Origin of the sequence: Sphingobacterium puteale (assembly GCF_003627955.1) — a bacterium.
GTDB lineage: Bacteria > Bacteroidota > Bacteroidia > Sphingobacteriales > Sphingobacteriaceae > Sphingobacterium > Sphingobacterium puteale.
On record NZ_RBWS01000018.1, the window covers coordinates 136,752 to 157,643 of the forward strand.

A 20,892-nucleotide genomic window follows, 5' to 3' on the forward strand; every position below is an offset into this window, starting at 1 on the left:
TATGAGACATGGAAAAGTTTTAAATGTAATTAAGATTATTTTGCTTTTGGCAGCTTCGGTTGTCGGTGCCTACCTGTTGATGACGCATGAGTACATGCAAGCTGCATTGATCCTTTGCATAATGCTGTATCTAGGTTTCAATCTCTATGCCCAATATAATTTTTTGGAAAGGCAGCTTGTGGAATTTGCCGAAGCAGTCAAATATCGTGACTTCACACGACGCTTTTTGGTTAAAAATCCAAAATCGGTCGAAGGGCAGCTTTTCCGCGCTTTTAACCAGATTAACGAAACGTATAAGGAAATTAGTATTAAGCAGGAAATACAGCACCAGTACCTCGATCGTGTCATCAATATGCTTAACTCGGCCATTATCTTTTATGAAATGGACACGGGAAAAGTAATGTGGGTGAACGATGCTTTTAAACAGCTGTTTCATCTGCCACACCTCGGAAATATCGCGGGGTTAAAAAAGAAGAATCCTGACCTCTATGAAAAAACGATGCTGCTGGACAATGGCCAACAGCAGATGGAACCCATTCAATCAAGCAAAGGGAAGATCAAACTGTTGATCCAGAGCTCTAGTTTTGAGACCCAGGATGCTGTATTCCGTATTGTTGTTTATCAAAATATCAATGAAGCCATCGACGAGACTGAGACAAAAGCCTGGCATAAATTATTGCGTGTGCTTACGCACGAGATCATGAATTCTATTGCGCCGATCAGTTCGTTGGCCGAAACGCTCAATGGCCGTTTGGATCATTTTAGAGGACATGAGGATATTGAAGACCTAAAAACAGGTATATCCACCATCAAACGCCGTAGTGAAGGACTGCTGCATTTTGCAAAAAGCTACCGCATGATCAACAAAGTGGATCAGCCACAGGTGGCACCTATTCAGGTTTCCCAGCTATTTGAACATATCTATCAGCTACTCGAGCCGACATTGATTCAAAAAAATATCGATGTGGATATTATCTTAAAGAATACGCGTTTGATACTTTATGCTGATGTCAATCTGATTGAACAAGTTATTATCAATTTGATGCTGAATGCCATCGATGCGGTAAAGACCAGGGAAGATGCATACATTAGTTTGTCCGCATTGGAAATAGACGGGAAGGTGCAGGTTCGCATCGAAGATAATGGTTCTGGAATTCCCGCTGATCTCCAGGAACAGATATTCACCCCTTTTTTTACGACAAAGAAAACGGGCACAGGGGTTGGCTTAACGCTGAGCAAGCAAATTATGTTGCTGCATAAGGGCACCATTTTTCTTAACAGTGTGGAGGGAGAAGGTAGTGCTTTTATACTTCAATTTTAACGTATTTCACAAATGCAATATATTTTTACCTGCAGAATTTTCCCGTGCTCCAGGTGGGACTTAAACGGTTTGTTCCTGTCTTTGTGATTTAATGTTCCATGTGAAATAATTCGTAAAAGCGAAATTGCTATGTGCAAACTACGATCAACTATTTCCGGAATTTGAATATGAAAAGTGCTTTTATAAGGCTTTAGATAATGAAAAGTGCAGTACAGCGCACGAATTTAATTGTATATCAATGTAAATTTTTCGATGTTTGCAGCCAATGAACTACCACCTGAAGTACTGGCGCCATTATTTCATATCCCATAGCCGTCATGGGACACATTCTCCGTTTGTTTATAAATTGGTGGATGAAGTAATTTATCAGCAAGATGATCCTGATGAGATCTTAAACTTGCCCCAGGAGGTCAGCATGGGAGGGAAGGCGGAGATAAAAAAATATCTGCTGGTCTGCCGTCTGCTAAAGACTTTTGCCTATGATCAGTTTATGTTTTTGACTGAAGAGCTTCCAGCGAGTTATGAGAAGTTATTTAAACAGAAGGCCGGAAGTTATTCTTTTAGGAAGATCTATTATATCGACCAAACAACTCTCGATCTGGATTTTCTGGCTGTTGTCGGTGAACGTGATATGCTGATTGTAAACGAGCCCCATTTGTCGGTCGAACGGGAAGACTATTGGAACAAGCTCAGGGATGATGATCGCGTAGTTGTCACGATCGATCTGTATCGAATTGGTTTGGTCTTTTTTAGGGCCGGACAACGAAAGGAAAATTTTCTGATCAGGTTTTAGTTTGTTCTCTTTACTTCCTACAAGCTTTGCGTAAAGTTAATGAGATCGCTGAAGCTTTAGCTTCGTTTTATGACCGGAACGTGGGCATCTTGTCAGCATAATGATCTCACTTAACAAAGGCGGACTTGACGTGGACTCAAATCTATTGTGGTCACAGAATGATAATAGCATCAATCAGATGCTATTATTGATATTTATGAAAGGGGAAGCTGGCTAAAGGGAGAGGCCAGAAGCTGAGGCTCCCCCGTTTTTAATTAAAAAGCTTCGCTTAAAGATAGGTAAAAACCAGATTGTCTTTTCTCTCCGGTCCTCTGTTCACCATAGGAATAATCAAATCGGATACTGCTATTGTGTTCTAAGCTAAAGAAGTAGCGCAAGCCACCACCGTAACTCGGTACATATCTGCTGCTGTTTTCTTTTGAAAAGGTTGATCCAATTCCCGAAAAACCAACAATACCAAAACGAGGATGAAAACGGTAACGTAATTCCGCTTGGGAAGCAAGGTAATTTTTGTCACGATAACGACCGAGGTAATATCCGCGCATCATCATGTCACCTCCCAGTTCACGGTAATTATAGAAAGGAACTGTTTTTCCGAATGTCGAGCGAAAGATCCCCTGAAGTGCCAGTGTGACTTTTTTATGCAATGGAATAAACCCGCGAAGGTCCAGATCCAGGTTTGCTCCATTGAAGTCTGTGCTGGTCCATAACTTAGGTGCGTAAGCCAGGCGTAATTTGGCGTAATAACCACGTGTACTATAGGAAACATTGTCTCGGTTGTCAAATAATTGAGATACGCCAAGCAGCAATTGTTGACCACCTTCTTTTCCGATAAGACCCGATTGATTGAATTTATGGTCGCTGCTATCACTACGGATTGAAAAATTGTCGTACTGTACATTGATACCCGAATAAAGATGGTTACCGACTTTTTTCTCAGCCTCCAATTTTAATCGAAATAGCTTTTGATCAACCCTTTCTTCATCTGTCTTCCAGGTATCCATGCCGATGCCATAGTAATTAAACGGCCAGTTGCGGTATCGGATTTCACTGACAAAATGGTAGTCGTTATTTTTTGTCCAAAGATCCGTTTGAAATTTAAAATTGGATTGATGTTTGGATGTAAACGTTCCCATAAGCGTCATTGTGGAGGTACGGATATGGGGATCAGACTTGTCCAGGTAAAAGTTGTATGAACTTGCTAATCCATATTCTACTCCCGTTTCTTGAGCGTAACCAACGGCTGGTAAAACCATAAAACTGCCTGATCGGGTAGAGTCTTTTTCAGCCGAAAGAAATTTTTTACTCAATTTTTGAATAATATTTTGAGCTTTCAAATCGCTTTTACAAGCTATAAACAGCGCAAGTAGTGCTGTATAGCGGGTAAGTTTTGAAAGTGATTGCGGTAAAATTTGCATGCCCAAAGATAGCACATTAGGCAAATAACCAAAATAGGCAAATAGTCAATTAAAAATTATTGTGCTGCATATCAGTATAATTGACAAAAAGTGTTGTTTTTTTTTGGTAAATATTTTTGTAAAGTGAGTTTTGTGTCTATCTTTGCATCAGCAAACAAGGGAACAACGGTTCTTAACAACGAAGTTTGCTTAGTTCTTTAAATGAAAAAAAAGTAAAAAATAAACTTGCAAAAATCAAAAGTAAATTCGATATTTGCACTCGCTGAAAAGATAAAGTTGTCGGATTAGCGTTGATAGAACGTAAGTTATTTTAAAAATATTAGAAGCCTCTTTAGCTCAGCTGGTAGAGCAACTGACTTGTAATCAGTAGGTCATTGGTTCGATCCCGATAAGAGGCTCTAAATGTAACGAAAGTTACAGGTCTGGAGGGGTTCCAGAGCGGTCAAATGGGACGGACTGTAAATCCGTTGCTTCGGCTTCGAAGGTTCGAATCCTTCTCCCTCCACACTTTTTTTAATTGGAGTTTAGATTTACTCTAGTTTCTAGTTATTAAGCGGAAGTAGCTCAGTTGGTAGAGCGATAGCCTTCCAAGCTATAGGTCGCGAGTTCGAACCTCGTCTTCCGCTCAAATTTTTCAAGTATTAAATTTAGTCTCTATCTTCTTTGATAATAATGTATCTAAAGGTGGGGGCATTAATACGTAAATAAGGTTTTTTAGTAAGCCGAAGTAGCTCAGGGGTAGAGCACTTCCTTGGTAAGGAAGAGGTCGTGGGTTCAAATCCCATCTTTGGCTCGTACTTGTGTAAAAGTTAAGCAAGAGTATATAACAAATAGAAATAATTTATAATTACTAATTCGCATAAACATGGCAAAAGAGAAATTTGACCGTAGTAAACCACACTTAAACATTGGTACTATCGGTCACGTTGACCACGGTAAAACTACAACTACAGCTGCTATCACTAAAGTGTTGGCTGATAAAGGTTTGTCAGAAGCTCGTTCATTTGATTCAATTGACTCTGCTCCTGAAGAAAAAGAGCGTGGTATCACAATCAATACTGCACACGTAGAATATTCTACGGCTAACCGTCACTATGCACACGTTGACTGTCCGGGTCACGCTGACTACGTTAAGAACATGGTAACTGGTGCTGCTCAAATGGACGGTGCTATCATCGTAGTTGCTGCGACTGATGGTCCTATGCCTCAAACTCGTGAGCACATCTTGTTGGCTCGCCAGGTAGGTGTTCCTGCGTTAGTAGTATTCATGAACAAAACTGACTTAGTTGATGACCCTGAGTTGTTAGACTTAGTAGAAATGGAAGTTCGTGAGTTATTGTCATTCTACGAATTCCCAGGTGATGATATCCCTGTAATCAAAGGATCTGCTTTAGGTGCATTGAACGGTGAGCCTGAGTGGGTTGAGAAAATCATGGAATTAATGGATGCTGTAGATAACTACATTCCAATTCCTCCACGTTTGACTGACTTACCTTTCTTGATGCCTATCGAGGACGTATTCTCAATCACTGGTCGTGGTACAGTTGCTACAGGTCGTATCGAAAGAGGTGTAATCAACTCTGGTGATCCAGTTGAGATCCTAGGTATGGGTGCTGAGAACTTGAAATCTACAGTAACAGGTGTTGAGATGTTCCGTAAAATCTTAGATTACGGTGAGGCTGGTGATAACGTAGGTTTATTGTTACGTGGTATTGAGAAAACTGATATCAAACGTGGTATGGTTATCTGTAAACCAGGTTCAGTAACTCCTCACGATCATTTCAAAGCTGAGGTTTACGTATTGTCAAAAGCAGAAGGTGGACGTCACACTCCATTCTTCAACAAATACCGTCCTCAATTCTATTTCCGTACAACTGACGTAACTGGAGAAATCTCTTTACCAGAAGGTACTGAAATGGTTATGCCAGGTGATAACGTTACGATCTCTGTTAAATTGATCTCTCCTATCGCTATGGAAAAAGGTCTACGTTTCGCTATCCGTGAGGGTGGTCGTACAGTAGGTGCTGGTCAGGTAACTGAAATCATCTAGTCTTACATAAAGATTTAGAATCACATAGAATAAGCTAATCGACTGCGGTTGATTAGCTTATTTTTTCGATAAGCGATTTATCGGATTAAAATAAAAAAAAGTAAAAAAAGATTTGCAGAAAGTGGTTTAAAACACTATATTTGCATCACAAAATAAGAAATACACGGGCATAGTTTAAAGGTAGAACGAAGGTCTCCAAAACCTTTGGTCTGGGTTCGAGTCCTGGTGCCCGTGCTTATAAAAACAGATAAACTAAAATGGCAAAAGTACTTGATTTTTTTAAAGACTCTTACGTGGAGATCACTGAGAAAGTGACTTGGCCTACGTGGTCTCAGTTACAAAGTTCAGCTGTTATTGTGCTTGTTGCGTCTCTTCTTATTGCATTGGTTGTCTTTGTAATGGATAAAGCTTCAAGTGTAGGGTTAGAATTCTTGTACGGTATTGCTTCTTAATTTTTCAATCGTATTTATTTATGGCAGATCAAGGTTTAAAGTGGTACGTAGTTCGTGCTGTAAGTGGTAAAGAAAAGAAAGTAAAGCAATATATTGATGCCGAGGTTAGTCGTTTAGGTATTGAACACTTGGTTCCTCAAGTGTTAATTCCAATGGAGAAATACTACTTAATGCGCGATGGCAAGAAGGTTGCTAAAGAACGTAACTATTATCCTGGTTATGTTTTATTGGAAGCCGCTCTTGACGGAGAGTTAGAACACGTCATCAAAAATATCAATAGCGTAATTGGTTTCTTGGGAGATAAAGCTGGTAATGCTGTTCCTTTGCGCCAAGCAGAAGTTAACCGTATCTTAGGTAAGGTTGATGAAATGGCAGAACAAGGCGAAACCATTAATGTTCCTTACTATGTGGGCGAAACTGTGAAAGTAAATGATGGTCCTTTTAACGGTTTTACAGGTGAAATTGAAGAGGTTCACGAAGATAAGAAGAAATTGATCGTAATGGTTAAAGTCTTCGGACGCAAGACTCCTCTTGAATTGAACTACATGCAAGTAGAAAAAGAGTAAGATTAGTAATTAACGATAGAGAAAAGCTTTCCATGAAAATTGGAAGGCTTTTTTTTGTTTCTTAAGCTAATCAAAAGGCCAGCAGACGGATGCAGGCCATTTTAGTTGGTGAGGAAACTGGGGGCGCTAATGATACAGTGGCGGATACCTTCCCGTGGTAATCGGCGGAAAATGTTCCATAAAGTGTGCAAATTATTGAAATGCAGAGTTCGAAAGGACTTCGCGGTTTTTATTTACACGTTTAGTGGAACAGTCCCTGAAAGTCTCAATTGGAGCATCAGATTTCACCTTGGGATCTTTTCTTTTGGAATAAAGCGATCACTTTCTTTGCAACATTTTTGATATAATGATAGATTAAGCCAAATATATTTTCTCCTGTTATATCGCTAGCCAGGGCAGGCGGCAATAATTCATAGATCGTAATACCAAAATATTCGGCAATTTTGTAAACCTGTTCTACCTTTAGCTTCGTCTCATTGCGTTCGATTTTTGAATAAGCCGCCTGTGACATATTCAAAATAAATGCGACAGCTTCCTGTGATATCTTGAGACTCTCTCTTTTCTGCCTGATAATTGTTCCGATTTCCTCTTTTGCCATTCTTTAAAACACTCAAATTATCCAACGCCTAATTTAATAAATATAACTTGAAGTTGTAAAGTTTTTCTATGATAAAACCTGAGGTTATAGGGTATAACCTCAGGTTGTGGTACCTGAACTGCTTTTTCGTGAATTTTGAAAAAATAGAAATCAGATATCATGGAAAAAAAATTAAAAGAAATTAACGTAAGGGAATTAGGTGAAAATGAAGTGGTGGAAATTGAGGGGGGATCGCAAAGGAAGGATGCTAAAAGTGCAAGTTGGTTTGAGTCAATATTGAATTATTTTAAACCCTAAAAAGCATCTTTCAATTCGATCGCATAAGGGCTAATTATTAATGCTAATGCGGAGCCAATACCAAATGCGACTAGGTGTAAGGTTCTATTTATTCTAGAAATCTTGATGAATGAAAGTAAGAAAGATATTAATAACATATATATCCAATAGTGAGTTGCATTATGAATCGAAGGTATAAATAGATGATTGATTTTTTGTAAAGGAAAAAATAAAGCTGAATAGCCAAATAATCCAAAGGAAAGACCTGATGCGCCAATGGCAGTAAATGTAAAATCGTTCTTTTTGAAAAATGTCTGAATGAGATTGGGGAGGACAATTAGAAGAAAAAAAATACATATTGTACCTATGTATGCGATAACAGTACTATATTCTTGATTTAATACTGAACACGTATCATATCCCAATCCAAAAATTACAACACAGTTAAATAGCAGATGCAGCCAGTTTCGGTGGATTAAAGCAGAGGTAAGCAAGGTATGAATACGCTTACCTCTTGCTATTTCGTAGGGATGTAGGATCAGTGCATGGAAAAATGATTTATTATAAAAACCAACAATGCTACAGACTAATATAATCGGAATGACAATGTAAGAATAAGGAGCTTCCGTAAAAGTTGGAAATATATCAAAAAATTTCATCAACGGCTATTCATTGTGCTTACGAAGATAATTAATAAATTTTAAAATACAACCTCAGGTTGTGGTGGATACAAAATGCAATTTACATTTTTGGGTATTGATTAAAAACCAAGATGAAAAGAACAAATATCATATACTTACTGCTAATATTGGCTATAGTCATAGGGGTGATATCATTGCCGTTTATCAAAGTGCCGATTTCAATTTCCGCACAGGGAATTGTTAGGCCTGCTATGGAGAACACAAAATTGCTATCCTTGGTCAGTGGTCGTATTGTTGACAATCGTATTGTCGGCAACAATCAGCAGGTAAAACTGGGGGATACTTTACTGATCGTTGTATCTGAAGATCTGGAAAATAAATTGTCTCTAAACAAGGATTTAACAGATGACTATGCAAGGCAAATTGCTGATCTAAAATTAATTCTTGATGGTAAGGCAAAGAGCCTGCAAGGTGGACAATATCAACTGGAATATCTGTCCATGGAACAACGTATGTCCGAAATACAGTCGCAGCTTGCCTTAGCACGCCGCGAACTGGACCGAAATAATCAGCTATTCAGCCAAGGGGTGGTGTCCCAAGCAGAACTCGATAAAACACAATATTCTTTTGAGCAACTTGAAAATCAGTTTTTGACGATACGCAAGCAGCAGATGGCGCAATGGAGCGCTAAGCTAGTCGAACTGCAACAGAAAGCACAGTCGCTGTCGTCCGAGAAAAAGTCCATCTTGATTGATGGTCAAAATTATATTGTTCGGGCACCTATCACGGGAACCGTTGTCAATTTTAAAGGGTATCAAAAAGGGGGACAGCTGGTGCAGGGACAGGATATTCTGGAAATTTCACCAGAGGATCAGCTTATAGCCGAATGTATGGTGCCTGCCAAATCCATTGGCTATATCAAAAAGGATCAATCGGTCAAACTCCAGATGGATACCTATAATTATAACCAATGGGGATTTCTATCGGGGGCAGTAAATGATATTGACTACAATCTGGTAAGCGACCAACAAAAAGGATCTTTTTTTAAAGTCAGGTGCCACATGGATCAAAATTTCCTGAGCCTCCCCAATGGAAATAAGGTCTTTGTAGGAAAAGGAAATACATTCAATGCGCGATTTTACCTTTTGGATCGCACCTTATGGCAACTCCTGTTTGATCGGGCTGACGATCTGTTCAATCCAAATCTTGGCGCTAAAACGAGCGCTTTCTAATCATTTTTATTACCTGTTAAAAATAATTTGTACGAATGAAAAAGTCACCTGTTTGCATTAAACAGCACGATATCCGTGACTGTGGAGCGGCCTGTCTGGCTTCTATTGCGGGCTATTATGGTACCCATATTCCCATTGCCAAGATCAGGCAGTATTGTCATACCGATACACGTGGTACCAATGTATTGGGGATGGTCCAAGGATTGCAGCAGATGGGGTTTAATGCCAAAGGAGTAAAAGGCGGTATGGATGCTATTCCGCAGATACCTTTACCGGCGATTGCCCATGTTGTGCTCAAAGAGCAGCTCCAGCATTATGTAGTGATTTATCAGGTGGAAAAGGATAAAATTACGGTGATGGATCCCGGCTTGGGAAAAGTGGAGAAATATACCTTTGATGCCTTTCAGAAGATCTGGACCGGGGTGCTGATCTTAATGGAACCCAATGAATACTTTGAGCAGAAAAATGAGAAGACCGCTGTTTACAAGCGATTTTGGAATCTGATCCGGCCGCATCGCTCGGTGATCGTTCAGGCACTGGTCGGGGCGGCGGTGTATACGCTGCTGGGGCTTTCAACATCGTTTTACATCGAGAAAATTACCGATTATGTACTGGTCGACGGCAATGTACGCTTGCTGAATCTGCTCTCAATCGGCATGTTGGTCATTCTGGTTTTTCAGCTCCTGATCGGTACTTTGAAAAGTGTGATGATCTTGCATACGGGGCAAAGAATCGATAAATATTTGATTTTAGGATACTATAAGCACTTGTTGAGTCTTCCGCAACGTTTCTTTGATACCATGAAAGTTGGCGAGATTATATCGCGGGTTAACGATGCAGTCAAAATTCGCGCTTTTATCAATGATGTTGCTATACAAGCTGTCGTCAATGTGTTGATCGTGGTATTTTCCTTTGCACTCATGTTTACCTACTTCTGGAAACTGGCTTTGATCATGCTGCTTGTTATCCCCTTTTATCTGGGGGTATATTGGCTTTCCAATAAGCTAAACAAAAAAGTAGAGCGCCGGATGATGGAAGAGGGAGCCGAACTAGAATCGCATCTGGTCGAATCGCTGAATTCGGTCAAGACCATCAAGCAGTTTGGTATTGAAACGTATTTTAATAGTGGTACAGACAACCGGTTTTCACATTTATTGAAAACTATTTATGCCTCGGTGATGAATGGAGTGTTTTCTAACACCTCTGGTGAATTGCTATCGCGGCTCTTTACCATTATCCTCTTATGGGCAGGCTCATATTATGTGATCGAACGCACAATCACGCCGGGCGAACTCTTATCCTTTTATGCGCTGATCGGCTATTTTACTGGGCCTGTGACGCAGCTTATCGGAATGAACAAGACACTGCAAAATGCATTGATTGCAGCAGATCGCCTGTTTGAAATTATGGATCTGGAGCGTGAGGAATCTGAAGAAAAATTACAGCTTACCTCGGATTTGGTTGGGGATATCGTCTTTGATAATGTGCGTTTTTCCTATGGATCGCGGGTGGAGGTGTTCCGCAATTTTAGCTGCCGAATAGAGCAGGGGAGAATGACAGCTGTGATCGGGGAGAGCGGCAGCGGTAAGACCACTCTCGGAGCGCTTATTCAGCAGCTGTATCCGCTACAGGAAGGAAAGATTTCTATTGGGCAATATGACCTAAATTATATCTCAAAGAGTTCGCTTCGGGAACGTATCGCCATCGTGCCCCAGCAGATCGATCTATTTTCAGGTAACATCATTAGCAATATTGCCGTCGGGGAGGATATTCCCAATTTTCAGCGTCTATTGCAGGTGGTCAATGAATTGGACATGATGTCTTTTATCGAAAAGCTTCCTGCCGGTTTTGAAACACAGCTGGGTGAAAACGGATCTATGCTGTCGGGCGGACAGAGGCAAAGGATTGCCATTGCAAGAGCATTATACCGCAATCCGGACATTCTGATTTTAGACGAGGCGACCTCGGCTTTGGACACCTCAACAGAGCAGGTGATTCAGCAGGCTTTCCGTCGTTTTAAAGATTCCGGTAAGACGATGATCGTGATTGCACATCGGTTGAGTACCATTGCCGAGGCCGATACCATTATGATACTTAAAGATGGTGTGCTTATCGAACAGGGGGAGCATAATCAGTTGTTAGCCCAAGAGTCTGCCTATAAGGATATGTGGAGAAAGCAATCGATCGTGTTGAACTAACTGTTGTTTTTTATTCAATGATGAACAATTATCAAAGAAATAGGATAAAGTACTGTTTTGTTTATTTAGCGGTACTGTTATCAACGAATGTACTGGCGCAGCGACCCTGGACTTTACAGGATTGTATCGATTATGCCGTGGCTCATAATCTGCCGGTCAAACAGCAGGACATCAAGGCTGAAATAAAACTGCTCGATCAGGAAATGGCATTGCGGGAACGCTTGCCAAGTGTCAATGGCTACGCAAATGGTTATACCACTTTTGGATCATCACAGGATGTGTTCGGTACGATTCGGCGCAATGATAACCTGAATAGTAACATGGGGATCAATGCGGAACTGACCCTATACCAATATAATTATTTTCGAAACCAAGCCAAAAAAGCTGGTTCCGAAGCGGAACAGGAACGTATCGAGAAAGAGATATTGAAAAGGAATCTTACCGTTCAGCTGATGGAAGCCTATCTGCAGACCTTGCTGGCTCAGGCGCTATTGGTATCACAGGATTCGGCCATGCAGTTTTCACAGCAGTTATTGGATAAAGCCGAGAAAAGTACGGCGGTGGGAGCAACAGCTGTGTCGGTAGTTGCAGAAGCAAAAGCCAATCTGGCACGGGAAAAGCAGCAATATCAGCAGTATCACAAAGATAGGCAACAGTCCTTGCTCAAATTGGCTCAATTGATGAACCATCCAGATTACAGTAGTTTGCGATTGGCCGTCCCGATAACTGCACAAGATCCGCAGCATGACAGTACTTTTTCGGAAATATTGAGCTTGCGGGAAGAAGCCTATTTGCATAATCCGGTATTCGCTAAACTCCAAAATCAAAAGGATGGACTTGACCTCGAATCCAAGCTAATTAAAGCAGCACTATTTCCGAAAGTAAAAGGATCTGCAGGTTTGGGAAGTACTTATTTCAATGCGTTTAAAGCAGATAATACACGCCCTTTTTTTGTGCAGAGCAAAGACAATTTTGCCCAGCAGCTCGCTGTGACGGTTTCGGTGCCGATATTTAATAAAGGGAAAACAAAACGCCAGTTGAAGCAGATCGACTTGAATCGGCAGCATATACAATTAGCGGCTGACAATGAAAAGTTTGCTCAACAGCATATCTTAGACAAGCTATTGCTTGAACTGGAGGAGAATAAAAAACAATATGGTATCGCAGTAGAAGCGAGTAGGGCAACAGCGCAATCTCTTGATTACACCTTGCGCAGTTTTGAAGCGGGCAAGGTATCCATTTATGATGTCAATACAAGTAAAAGTAATTTGATTAAAGCGGAGTCGGAAACTATCCGTAGCAAATATAATGTGGTGTTCAATAAGATGATGCTGCACTACCAGATTTACGGAACAATAAACTAAAATCATATGAAACTTTTTCAATATATAGACCGGATTAATTTGTTGGACAAGTTGATCCGGCAGAGAAGGACGGGGACACAATCGGAACTAGCGGTCCGTCTCGGACTTTCTGTGTCACGATTGGCCCGTATTATTGAATATCTCAAGGATATAGGTGCTCCAATTGCTTTTGATAGATCGCTTAATACGTATTATTATGAAAAAGAATATTCAATACAAATCAAGGTAGAGGTTCAACAGGAAAATATCCATTTGTTAGATTTAAATCAAATGAGGCAAGCAAATGCAGGAGGTAATTTTATTTCGAATTATATGTTGAATGCTTTTTTTGTGCATTGAGTGAAAGTAATTTAGTAGTATTAAATAACAAAGCAGGAATCCGAAAATGCTAAGAATAGAGTAGGAGCTAATTTTTTATAAATCAAACAAATGAATAATCTAAATTTAGAAACATTGACTGAGCAAGAATTAGTATCAGTCGAAGGTGGAGGTAAAATTGGTGACGCTATGAGAGCTGCAGGTGAATTATTAATATTCCTTTCTAATTATTTTTAACAATAAATATATCAATATGAAAAATTTTGATTTAAATTGCACGAATCTTGAGCCTTTGAATGTTAAGGAATTAACGGAAATTGAGGGTGGAGGTAAAATAGGTGTTATTATGCGTACTGTTGGAGAGATTTTAGTTTCCTTGTCAGTATATTTTTAGATTTCAATAAGCCTTAACATAGTTTTTCTAATGTTAGGGCTTATTTTCTCGCTTTTAGGGTGGGGTAAATTGACTTTTTATATTGTATTTATGAAGGATATATTTCCGGTAATAAGCATCCCTAAGAAAAAAAACTTATTTTTTCTATTTATATTTTTTTTGATCGAAGAAATTACAAATTGGGGGGCATATTACCTTTTTGATCTTTTTTCACCGGGGTTTGCTAATATTGAGGAATACCATAAACAAGGATTAGTATTTACCTTTGTTCTATTGGTAGTTGTGGCTCCGATTTTGGAAACCTTTTTTGCCCAATTTTTTATATTGGAAGTCATGCGTAAATTAAAAGTTTCCGCCTCAATTAGTGTTGTTATTGCTGCTGTTATTTTCGGTTTATTTCATTATTATAATATTTGGTATATTCTGGCAACTATTATCTCAGGATTTGTATTTGCCTATTACTACATGGCATTAAGGCAGCAGGGAAGATGGAACAAAATTTTATTGGTGATTGCACTACATGCCATGGCCAATATAGTTGCTTTTTTTAGTACTTATTATTAATGCCGATTATTTAGACAATATGCTCGTCATGCATGAGAAACGAGTAGGGTTGTCACTTTATATTTTATAGGTTTAGCGAGAAATGAGGTTGTAGTTTTGAGGGATAATAGCTTGATGTTAAATTGAAAATTTATGAATGTATTTGAAAACTATCCCGGATATGTAGTAGAATCCCGACTAATTAATCTGTATAAAGCGAATATAGTAGGCTTTTTGTTTTTTGCCGTTTTTATCCTATTGTATGGACTACCTTTTTATTTATTATGGGATATAAAGGAAAGTTTTTCTCTGATGAAAGACAATATATCCAATAAAGCTTCAAATGCGTGGTGGATATATGGTCTTGTGGTTGTTGCTGGAGTTATTATTCATGAATTGATTCATGGTATCGTATTTGCGTTCTTCGCAAAATATGGTTTCAAGTCGATAAAGTTTGGCATTTTATGGAAGATGGTCACACCATATGCTCATTGTAAGGAACCATTGCCGGTTAGAGCTTATATGCTAGCTGTCATTATGCCTTTTATCATAGTTGGCCTGTTACCGGGGATTTATTCAATTATTATAGGGAGTTTACCGCTTTTAATTTTCGCGATTTTGTTCTCAGGTGCTGCAGCTGGTGATTTCATGATTTTGAATTTAATCTATAAGGAGGACAAAGCTAATCTCGTACTTGACCATCCTACAGAGGGTGGATGTTTTGTTTTGAAAAAGATTACGTAATTAACGCATTTATGATAAGTGGATATCCAATCTGAGAGTCTAGCCTAAATACTTGTGTAACTAGTTCTTAACTTCCTTCTCATTCCTTTAGTCTATCTGTCGTAATAAGAGGTCCTTTAATTTTATTCATCACTTACCTGATAAGCTGTTTTACGACTATCTTGTCTATAAGAGAAATTTATTACAAAATAACCACAGGTTGTAGTGCAAATTTATACTATTGTCTATTTTTGCCATAGTAACTAAAATCTAAATCATCATGTTAACAAAGGATAAAATAAAAGCCATTGGATATTCTTATCTTCTATTTATCGGAATTGGACTTGTGCTGACAGTGATTATTAGATCTATAGATGCATTTGTAGTCGTCGATTATTATAAGATCCCGAGCTTATTAAATCATGACGTTTTAAAGGCTATCAGGGTGCTGACACATGATAATAGCTTTTATATTATGTTTTTAGCTGCTTTTTTTGTGCCGACAGTTGAAGAAACAATATTTCGACTTTGGTTGTCTTTTAATCCAAGGCATATAGCAATATCTTTTTCTGCTATTTTGACCTGTCTGACTTTCAGGCTTAAGGACTTATTTCACGTAAATTTGAAGGCTGTAACTATCATCTTATTTTTTATAATTATCAGCCTACTAGTTTATCGAGTTCTGAGAGATAAGCATCCGAAACAGTATCTTGATAGGTTTATTCCTATTAGAGTTGTGGGTTCAATAAGCGCTATTTCATTTGGACTTGTACATATCACAAACTTTGCGCCTATCAACACGACTATTTGGTTTCTCTATCCAATATATGTGCTTCCTCAGGTAGTTTTAGGGTATTTAATAGTTTTTCTAAGATTAAAACATGGTTTTATCTATGGATTGGGCTTACATATATTGGTGAACTTTATAGCCGTTCTCATGAAAATATAATAATAGGAATAATGAGTTGCACTACAAGGCATGGCCAATATAGTAGCTTCTTTGTAGGTTGGCTTAAGGGATATTTAACGTATATGAAACTAAAATTTACATTTATTCTGATCTGTTTGTTTGCCGGGCTATTATGCAAAGCTCAGATACAGTTTATAGATGAGCAGAACAAATTGCCCATCCCGTCGGTAAATGTCTATGATGGAACAGGTGGGTTAATTGGATTTACGAATAAAAATGGTGTTGTTCGATTTCTGGATAATGGAGTAAAGAAACAGAAGCTACCATTAGCAGTTACAGTGCAACATATATCGTATGAGACCAAATCCATTTCATTAGCATCATTGGATGGTAAGCAGATGTACTCGCTTGCACCAAGACCTCTTGTCCTAAATGAGGTTGCTGTTAATACAAAAGCAAAGGAGGTCGTAGTATTGAAAGGGTATTTTCGTTCTTTAGAAACATTCAATCATCAACATAAGTATTTTGCGGACGGAATCGTCGAGTTTTTCATTCCTTTGAAAAAAGGCAAAACTAAATATAGAATGGTTGATTATCGTGTTTTTATAGATTCCACAGTCGTCAAGGATTATAATGCAAAAATGGGGCCTTTCTTTCAAATTCCTAGGTTTACGGAAATAGATAGTAGGAAATTAGCGGATAGATTGAATGATCTCGTTAAGGAAAACGATAGGTCGAACCGTATTCGCTTGTTGAAAAAAGGGAATGAGGTTGGGTACCTGACGACAGATGCTGATCGAAGTAATGTTCAATTGTATTTGGATAAGGTGTTGCCAGATACTGTTGTGAATGAAAAACTTTTTAGTCTCGAGGCGAAGACGTTTCATGAGGTTACAATCGAAAATTATAATGCAACAGAATTAAACAGCATTACACCTTTCAATTTAACAGCTCTTTACCAAAATATTGTTGCGTCTCTGAAACGAAAAAAGGAATATGGCCATATCCCTTGTGAGATGCTTAATGAACTTTATATCATGGAGAGTAGGTATATAACGGAAGAGGAATATAAATCCAATCAAAAGGGTTTGATGAAGAGTATTTACACAACGCCCCAAAAAAGCAATTATAAGACACGATTTTGGGAAAAGTTGGAAGATTATCATATTCCTGTGATCAATGACGGCTTAGCAAAACAACTTGGTGAAGGCCTCCAATTGATTCATTGATATCTAGCAATAATTTGTCGCTATATAACCACAGGTTGTGGTACGACCATATCATAATGTCTATTTTTGGGACAGTAGTTAAATCTAAATAATTATGGAAATTAGGAAACTTTTAAAATTTGTAGCAATAGTGGCGGTGCTCGCTTTTATCGTTTACACGATCATGAATGGTAGTGCCTTAATTGAAGCATTTAATGAGGGGTATAATAGGACCAGAAATAAATAAACGGCAAATTAAAAGGACTGAAATGAAATATGAAATAAGAATAGGATATATTATCTGGATATTAACGATGATTTCTTTTTTGACGAATGCACAAATTAAAGTCATTGATAGTCTAACGCAGGAAGCTCTAAGTGGCGTCAATCTGTATGCGGATAACGGTAGCTTACTTGGTGCAACAAATATAGTTGGAGAAGTTGTGTTGGATTCGTTGAAACAGGAAAAGACCGTTAATCTAACTTTTCAACATGTTGCCTATAGTAGTTTGATGGTACCTTTTTCGGAAGTAAAGACAATGGGCAAGATCAAAATGGTTCCCCGATCAATTAAGATTGATGAAGTGGCTATAGGCGATCGGAGCAAGGCTGACTATGTTGTCTTAAAAGGGTATTTTCGGAACCTTGCTTTACTTAATAATAAGATGGGATATTTTGTCGATGGCGTAATATCGTATTATATTCCACTAAAAAATAAAAAAGAAAAGGTTCGGTTTATTTTGAAGGAGTACCGGATTTTTGAAAATAAAGGTGCTACGCAGGACCTCGCTGATAAGATGGGAACCTTTTTTTTCTATAATCCGAGTCTGATCAATCTTAAAAGCACTTCGATCGCTTATCAGTTGCCGAAAGGATTTCGGTTGGGGGAGGATAAAGGTCGGCGGTTTATAAAACAGGGGAGTACAAACATGGGCTTTGTACAAGTTTCCAACGAGAGGGGAGGACAGGTGTATCTTAATCGGGTAGCGCCGGGTACCTCAATTGACCGAAAGATATTTAAAATACAGGGGCGTCAGCATAGTGGCGTAACGATAGAAACGTATGCAAATGTAACTCCGGATAATTTAGCAATGGATCATCTGGTCAGTGTGGTCAGGTCATCTGTCGGTGGCGTTAAAAAAAAGAGCCAAGCTGAATATATGCCGATAGAAACATATGATGAGTTTTATGTGCTTGAAAAGGAATATATAGCAGCAGCTGAGTTTGCTAAATACAAAAAGCAATTTGCAAAAAGTATATTTCTGAAAGAAAGCAGTAATTATAGGAGCACATATTGGAATGATCTCGATAGGTACGGAATCCCCGCTTTGCCTAAAGGAATTAAAGATCAATTGGGAAATATTTTAAAAATTAAAGAGTAGCCTTATCGGGGGGTACCGTTGAATTAGTAGAAATTTGAAACCGAGCCCGATAAATACATGCTATATGTTTTGGTTACTATCGTTTTTTTATTGTATTGGTAAGTAATTTTGAGGCTTTTATGCTAGGTGTGAATAGAGAGGTCGGTGATATATTTGAAAAATAAACGAATGGATGCCAGCTTTTTAAAAAAAGTATAATTTCCTGAAAAATTAAAAGTTAGATCCTTGCAGGAACCAAATCTTCTTATTAACTTTGCACCTCGGTTGGGGTGTTACGTCCCGATCGATGAATGTTACGTTATTTGCTTCCAACTTACTAACAGACATTTAACAAAATTAAATTCAAAACAAAATGGCAAAAGAAGTCAGTGCGTTAGTAAAATTACAAGTTAAGGGCGGAGCTGCGAATCCTTCACCTCCAGTAGGACCTGCATTAGGTGCTAAAGGTGTGAATATCATGGATTTCTGTAAACAGTTTAACGCTCGTACGCAAGACAAACCAGGTCAAGTATTGCCTGTTGTCATTACAGTTTACGCGGATAAGTCATTTGATTTTATCATCAAGACTCCACCAGTAGCAGTTCAGTTAAAAGATGCTGCTAAATTAAAAAGTGGGTCTGGCGAGCCTAACCGTAAAAAAGTTGCGGCTATCACTTGGGAACAAGTTGAGACAATCGCTAAAGATAAAATGCCTGATTTAAATGCATTTACTGTAGAGGCTGCTATGAGAATGGTAGCTGGTACAGCACGTAGTATGGGTATTACTGTATCAGGTAATGCCCCTTGGAACAATTAATTAAGAAATCAATTTAAGAAAAGTGGCTAGATTAACAAAAAATCAAAAAGCGGCACTATCCAAAATTGAAGCTGGTAAAGCATACTCTTTGAAAGAAGCTTCGGCTTTAGTTAAAGAAATCTCATTGACCAAATTTGATGCTTCTGTGGATATCGACGTTCGTTTGGGCGTAGATCCTCGTAAAGCAAATCAAATGGTGCGTGGTATTGCAACATTACCTCATGGTACTGGTAAAACTGTTCGCGTTTTAGTTTTGTGTACTCCTGATAAGGAAGAAGAAGCGAAAGCGGCAGGTGCAGACTACGTAGGTTTAGATGATTACATCAGCAAAATTGAAGGTGGTTGGACTGACGTTGATATCATTATTACTATGCCTAGTGTTATGGCTAAAGTTGGTAAATTGGGTCGTATTTTGGGTCCGAGAAACTTGATGCCTAACCCTAAAACTGGTACAGTTACAACAGAAGTTGGTAAAGCTGTAACAGATGTAAAAGGTGGTAAGATCGATTTCAAAGTTGACAAAACCGGTATCATCCATACTTCTATTGGTAAAGCGTCGTTCGATGCAGATAAAATATATGATAACGCATTAGAGGTATTACAAACTCTAGCACGTTTGAAACCATCTGCAGCTAAAGGAACTTACTTTAAAAGTATTCACATTTCCTCAACTATGAGTCCTGGTATTCATATTGAGACTAAATCAGTAGCAGGTATTTAATCATGAGAAAAGAAGAAAAACAAGAAATTGTTCAAGCTTTAGCCGAACAGATTAAATCTTACGGTAACTTCTATATTGCCGATACTGCTGAGTTGTCAGTTGAAAAAGTGAATAACATTCGTCGTAAATGTTTCGAGCAAGGTATCGAAATCAAAGCGGTAAAAAACACGTTGATCAAAAAAGCATTGATCGAAGCTGGTGTTGACGAAGAAGATATATTTGGAACACTTAAAGGTGCTTCTACAATGTTATTTTCTGAAGTTGCAAACGCACCTGCGAAATTGATCAAAGAGCTTCGCAAAGCTGGTGACAAACCAGTATTGAAAGCTGCTTATATTGAGCAAACGGCATTCGTTGGAGATAATCAATTAACTGCATTAGTTAATCTTAAATCTAAAAACGAACTTATCGCTGATGTTATCGCTGCATTGCAGTCACCTGCGAAAAATGTTATTTCGGCTCTTCAATCAGGAGGAAATACTGTTGCAGGTTTGGTAAAAGCTTTAGAAGAAAGAGGTTAACGAATCCTCTAGAACAAGAATTATTCGTTACAATTTAATTAACAATTTTTACAAAGTACATTCAAAAATTCAAAATAAAATGGCAGATTTAAAACAACTTGCTGAACAGTTAGTTAACTTAACAGTAAAAGAAGTTAAAGAATTAGCTGATATCTTAAAAGACGAGTATGGCATCGAGCCTGCTGCTGCTGCTGTTGCTGTAGCTGCTGCTCCAGCTGAAGGTGGTGCTGCTGCTGCTGAAGAGAAAACTTCATTTGACGTTATCTTGAAAGAAGCTGGTGGTCAAAAATTAGCTGTAGTTAAATTGGTTAAAGATTTAGCTGGATTAGGCTTGAAAGAAGCTAAAGATTTAGTTGACGGAGCACCTAAAGAATTAAAAGCTGGTGTATCTAAAGACGAAGCAGAAGCTTTGAAAAAACAATTAGAAGAAGCTGGTGCTGTTGTTGAGATTAAATAATCTCAACTAA

General features: G+C 38.5%; 25 protein-coding genes and 5 tRNA genes. 27 read left to right on the top strand and 3 right to left on the bottom strand.

Annotated features, from left to right (window positions below):
• Window position 1 precedes the first annotated feature (1 nt).
• Entirely contained in the window at window positions 2-1,321 is a 1,320-nt protein-coding gene (locus D7322_RS21595) for a sensor histidine kinase (RefSeq protein WP_121126295.1), read from the top strand.
• 265 nt (window positions 1,322-1,586) lie between these two features.
• On the top strand, window positions 1,587-2,114 hold the full coding sequence (locus D7322_RS28550; RefSeq protein ID WP_183078800.1) for a hypothetical protein: 528 nt from the start codon (window positions 1,587-1,589) through the stop codon (window positions 2,112-2,114).
• 254 nt (window positions 2,115-2,368) lie between these two features.
• Here the strand turns inward: D7322_RS28550 and D7322_RS21605 are convergent, their stop codons facing one another.
• Window positions 2,369-3,424 (bottom strand): BamA/TamA family outer membrane protein, encoded by a 1,056-nt coding sequence (locus tag D7322_RS21605; protein ID WP_147430515.1) that lies wholly within the window; start codon window positions 3,422-3,424, stop codon window positions 2,369-2,371.
• Window positions 3,425-3,857: 433 nt separating this feature from the next.
• On the opposite strand from D7322_RS21605, the gene D7322_RS21610 reads away from it, so the two are divergent.
• The 8 genes from D7322_RS21610 to nusG all read left to right on the top strand — a co-directional run bounded on the left by D7322_RS21610 (window position 3,858) and on the right by nusG (window position 6,600).
• Window positions 3,858-3,930, top strand: a tRNA-Thr gene (locus tag D7322_RS21610).
• Between the two features lie 26 nt (window positions 3,931-3,956).
• A tRNA-Tyr gene (locus D7322_RS21615) sits at window positions 3,957-4,037 on the top strand.
• Window positions 4,038-4,085: 48 nt separating this feature from the next.
• A tRNA-Gly gene (locus tag D7322_RS21620) sits at window positions 4,086-4,158 on the top strand.
• A 95-nt stretch (window positions 4,159-4,253) separates the two neighbouring features.
• A tRNA-Thr gene (locus D7322_RS21625) sits at window positions 4,254-4,325 on the top strand.
• Between the two features lie 72 nt (window positions 4,326-4,397).
• Complete coding sequence (gene tuf, locus D7322_RS21630; protein ID WP_077437774.1) at window positions 4,398-5,582, top strand: elongation factor Tu; 1,185 nt, start codon at window positions 4,398-4,400, stop codon at window positions 5,580-5,582.
• A gap of 163 nt (window positions 5,583-5,745) precedes the next feature.
• Window positions 5,746-5,816, top strand: a tRNA-Trp gene (locus D7322_RS21635).
• 23 nt (window positions 5,817-5,839) lie between these two features.
• The gene (secE, locus tag D7322_RS21640) at window positions 5,840-6,034 is read left to right on the top strand and encodes a preprotein translocase subunit SecE (protein ID WP_028072657.1); all 195 of its coding nucleotides are present in this window, start codon (window positions 5,840-5,842) and stop codon (window positions 6,032-6,034) included.
• A gap of 20 nt (window positions 6,035-6,054) precedes the next feature.
• Complete coding sequence (gene nusG, locus D7322_RS21645) at window positions 6,055-6,600, top strand: transcription termination/antitermination protein NusG (protein WP_104384853.1); 546 nt, start codon at window positions 6,055-6,057, stop codon at window positions 6,598-6,600.
• Between the two features lie 277 nt (window positions 6,601-6,877).
• Here the strand turns inward: nusG and D7322_RS21650 are convergent, their stop codons facing one another.
• Complete coding sequence (locus D7322_RS21650) at window positions 6,878-7,198, bottom strand: helix-turn-helix domain-containing protein (RefSeq protein ID WP_121126297.1); 321 nt, start codon at window positions 7,196-7,198, stop codon at window positions 6,878-6,880.
• 159 nt (window positions 7,199-7,357) lie between these two features.
• Between D7322_RS21650 and D7322_RS28555 the strand changes: the two genes are divergently transcribed.
• Window positions 7,358-7,495: a hypothetical protein gene (locus D7322_RS28555; protein WP_183078801.1), complete on the top strand. Its 138-nt coding sequence runs from the start codon at window positions 7,358-7,360 to the stop codon at window positions 7,493-7,495.
• On the opposite strand, the gene D7322_RS21655 is transcribed toward D7322_RS28555, so the two are convergent.
• Entirely contained in the window at window positions 7,492-8,133 is a 642-nt protein-coding gene (locus D7322_RS21655) for a rhomboid family intramembrane serine protease (RefSeq protein ID WP_245971411.1), read from the bottom strand. The genes D7322_RS28555 and D7322_RS21655 overlap by 4 nt on opposite strands.
• 113 nt (window positions 8,134-8,246) lie before the next feature.
• Here D7322_RS21655 and D7322_RS21660 point away from each other — a divergent pair, with 113 nt between their 5' ends.
• The 16 genes from D7322_RS21660 (at window position 8,247) to rplL (ending at window position 20,882) form a co-directional block, all read left to right on the top strand.
• Window positions 8,247-9,347, top strand: a complete 1,101-nt coding sequence (locus D7322_RS21660) for an HlyD family secretion protein (RefSeq protein WP_121126299.1) — start codon at window positions 8,247-8,249, stop codon at window positions 9,345-9,347.
• A 35-nt stretch (window positions 9,348-9,382) separates the two neighbouring features.
• Complete coding sequence (locus D7322_RS21665) at window positions 9,383-11,545, top strand: peptidase domain-containing ABC transporter (RefSeq protein ID WP_121126300.1); 2,163 nt, start codon at window positions 9,383-9,385, stop codon at window positions 11,543-11,545.
• Window positions 11,546-11,562: 17 nt separating this feature from the next.
• On the top strand, window positions 11,563-12,909 hold the full coding sequence (locus D7322_RS21670) for a TolC family protein (protein WP_121126301.1): 1,347 nt from the start codon (window positions 11,563-11,565) through the stop codon (window positions 12,907-12,909).
• A gap of 6 nt (window positions 12,910-12,915) precedes the next feature.
• A complete protein-coding gene (locus D7322_RS21675; protein WP_121126302.1) occupies window positions 12,916-13,248 on the top strand; it encodes a hypothetical protein in 333 nt (110 codons plus the stop codon).
• Between the two features lie 90 nt (window positions 13,249-13,338).
• On the top strand, window positions 13,339-13,464 hold the full coding sequence (locus tag D7322_RS29125; protein ID WP_262707659.1) for a hypothetical protein: 126 nt from the start codon (window positions 13,339-13,341) through the stop codon (window positions 13,462-13,464).
• Window positions 13,465-13,480: 16 nt separating this feature from the next.
• A complete protein-coding gene (locus D7322_RS28560) occupies window positions 13,481-13,621 on the top strand; it encodes a hypothetical protein (protein ID WP_183078802.1) in 141 nt (46 codons plus the stop codon).
• A gap of 90 nt (window positions 13,622-13,711) precedes the next feature.
• On the top strand, window positions 13,712-14,185 hold the full coding sequence (locus D7322_RS21680; RefSeq protein ID WP_183078803.1) for a CPBP family intramembrane glutamic endopeptidase: 474 nt from the start codon (window positions 13,712-13,714) through the stop codon (window positions 14,183-14,185).
• Between the two features lie 132 nt (window positions 14,186-14,317).
• Window positions 14,318-14,908 (top strand): DUF3267 domain-containing protein, encoded by a 591-nt coding sequence (locus D7322_RS21685; RefSeq protein WP_121126304.1) that lies wholly within the window; start codon window positions 14,318-14,320, stop codon window positions 14,906-14,908.
• Between the two features lie 259 nt (window positions 14,909-15,167).
• On the top strand, window positions 15,168-15,836 hold the full coding sequence (locus tag D7322_RS21690) for a CPBP family glutamic-type intramembrane protease (protein WP_121126305.1): 669 nt from the start codon (window positions 15,168-15,170) through the stop codon (window positions 15,834-15,836).
• An 83-nt stretch (window positions 15,837-15,919) separates the two neighbouring features.
• The gene (locus D7322_RS21695) at window positions 15,920-17,026 is read left to right on the top strand and encodes a hypothetical protein (protein ID WP_121126306.1); all 1,107 of its coding nucleotides are present in this window, start codon (window positions 15,920-15,922) and stop codon (window positions 17,024-17,026) included.
• Window positions 17,027-17,120: 94 nt separating this feature from the next.
• On the top strand, window positions 17,121-17,252 hold the full coding sequence (locus D7322_RS29130; RefSeq protein WP_262707660.1) for a hypothetical protein: 132 nt from the start codon (window positions 17,121-17,123) through the stop codon (window positions 17,250-17,252).
• A 22-nt stretch (window positions 17,253-17,274) separates the two neighbouring features.
• Window positions 17,275-18,387, top strand: coding sequence for a hypothetical protein (locus D7322_RS21700; protein ID WP_121126307.1), 1,113 nt, complete (start codon window positions 17,275-17,277; stop codon window positions 18,385-18,387).
• A gap of 352 nt (window positions 18,388-18,739) precedes the next feature.
• Window positions 18,740-19,183 carry a 50S ribosomal protein L11 gene (rplK, locus tag D7322_RS21705; protein WP_028072660.1) on the top strand — a complete coding sequence of 148 codons (444 nt, stop codon included), beginning with the start codon at window positions 18,740-18,742 and terminating at the stop codon, window positions 19,181-19,183.
• Between the two features lie 22 nt (window positions 19,184-19,205).
• The gene (gene rplA / locus D7322_RS21710) at window positions 19,206-19,904 is read left to right on the top strand and encodes a 50S ribosomal protein L1 (protein ID WP_046672240.1); all 699 of its coding nucleotides are present in this window, start codon (window positions 19,206-19,208) and stop codon (window positions 19,902-19,904) included.
• Between the two features lie 2 nt (window positions 19,905-19,906).
• Window positions 19,907-20,425, top strand: a complete 519-nt coding sequence (gene rplJ, locus D7322_RS21715; protein ID WP_121126308.1) for a 50S ribosomal protein L10 — start codon at window positions 19,907-19,909, stop codon at window positions 20,423-20,425.
• 79 nt (window positions 20,426-20,504) lie between these two features.
• Complete coding sequence (gene rplL, locus D7322_RS21720) at window positions 20,505-20,882, top strand: 50S ribosomal protein L7/L12 (RefSeq protein WP_002992785.1); 378 nt, start codon at window positions 20,505-20,507, stop codon at window positions 20,880-20,882.
• Window positions 20,883-20,892: the final 10 nt, after the last annotated feature.

Bases quoted from the DNA above. Each gene is read 5' to 3' on its own strand.
- D7322_RS29130 (WP_262707660.1), top strand. From the start codon at position 17,121: ATGGAAATTAGGAAACTTTTAAAATTTGTAGCAATAGTGGCGGTGCTC.
- D7322_RS21655 (WP_245971411.1), bottom strand. From the start codon at position 8,133: ATGAAATTTTTTGATATATTTCCAACTTTTACGGAAGCTCCTTATTCT.
- rplK (WP_028072660.1), top strand. From the start codon at position 18,740: ATGGCAAAAGAAGTCAGTGCGTTAGTAAAATTACAAGTTAAGGGCGGA.
- D7322_RS28560 (WP_183078802.1), top strand. From the start codon at position 13,481: ATGAAAAATTTTGATTTAAATTGCACGAATCTTGAGCCTTTGAATGTT.
- secE (WP_028072657.1), top strand. From the start codon at position 5,840: ATGGCAAAAGTACTTGATTTTTTTAAAGACTCTTACGTGGAGATCACT.
- nusG (WP_104384853.1), top strand. From the start codon at position 6,055: ATGGCAGATCAAGGTTTAAAGTGGTACGTAGTTCGTGCTGTAAGTGGT.
- tuf (WP_077437774.1), top strand. From the start codon at position 4,398: ATGGCAAAAGAGAAATTTGACCGTAGTAAACCACACTTAAACATTGGT.
- D7322_RS21665 (WP_121126300.1), top strand. From the start codon at position 9,383: ATGAAAAAGTCACCTGTTTGCATTAAACAGCACGATATCCGTGACTGT.
- D7322_RS21660 (WP_121126299.1), top strand. From the start codon at position 8,247: ATGAAAAGAACAAATATCATATACTTACTGCTAATATTGGCTATAGTC.
- rplJ (WP_121126308.1), top strand. From the start codon at position 19,907: ATGAGAAAAGAAGAAAAACAAGAAATTGTTCAAGCTTTAGCCGAACAG.
- D7322_RS29125 (WP_262707659.1), top strand. From the start codon at position 13,339: ATGAATAATCTAAATTTAGAAACATTGACTGAGCAAGAATTAGTATCA.
- D7322_RS21650 (WP_121126297.1), bottom strand. From the start codon at position 7,198: ATGGCAAAAGAGGAAATCGGAACAATTATCAGGCAGAAAAGAGAGAGT.
- D7322_RS28555 (WP_183078801.1), top strand. From the start codon at position 7,358: ATGGAAAAAAAATTAAAAGAAATTAACGTAAGGGAATTAGGTGAAAAT.
- D7322_RS21695 (WP_121126306.1), top strand. From the start codon at position 15,920: ATGAAACTAAAATTTACATTTATTCTGATCTGTTTGTTTGCCGGGCTA.
- D7322_RS21680 (WP_183078803.1), top strand. From the start codon at position 13,712: ATGAAGGATATATTTCCGGTAATAAGCATCCCTAAGAAAAAAAACTTA.
- D7322_RS21700 (WP_121126307.1), top strand. From the start codon at position 17,275: ATGAAATATGAAATAAGAATAGGATATATTATCTGGATATTAACGATG.
- D7322_RS21675 (WP_121126302.1), top strand. From the start codon at position 12,916: ATGAAACTTTTTCAATATATAGACCGGATTAATTTGTTGGACAAGTTG.
- D7322_RS21595 (WP_121126295.1), top strand. From the start codon at position 2: ATGAGACATGGAAAAGTTTTAAATGTAATTAAGATTATTTTGCTTTTG.
- D7322_RS28550 (WP_183078800.1), top strand. From the start codon at position 1,587: ATGAACTACCACCTGAAGTACTGGCGCCATTATTTCATATCCCATAGC.
- rplL (WP_002992785.1), top strand. From the start codon at position 20,505: ATGGCAGATTTAAAACAACTTGCTGAACAGTTAGTTAACTTAACAGTA.
- D7322_RS21690 (WP_121126305.1), top strand. From the start codon at position 15,168: ATGTTAACAAAGGATAAAATAAAAGCCATTGGATATTCTTATCTTCTA.
- D7322_RS21670 (WP_121126301.1), top strand. From the start codon at position 11,563: ATGATGAACAATTATCAAAGAAATAGGATAAAGTACTGTTTTGTTTAT.
- D7322_RS21685 (WP_121126304.1), top strand. From the start codon at position 14,318: ATGAATGTATTTGAAAACTATCCCGGATATGTAGTAGAATCCCGACTA.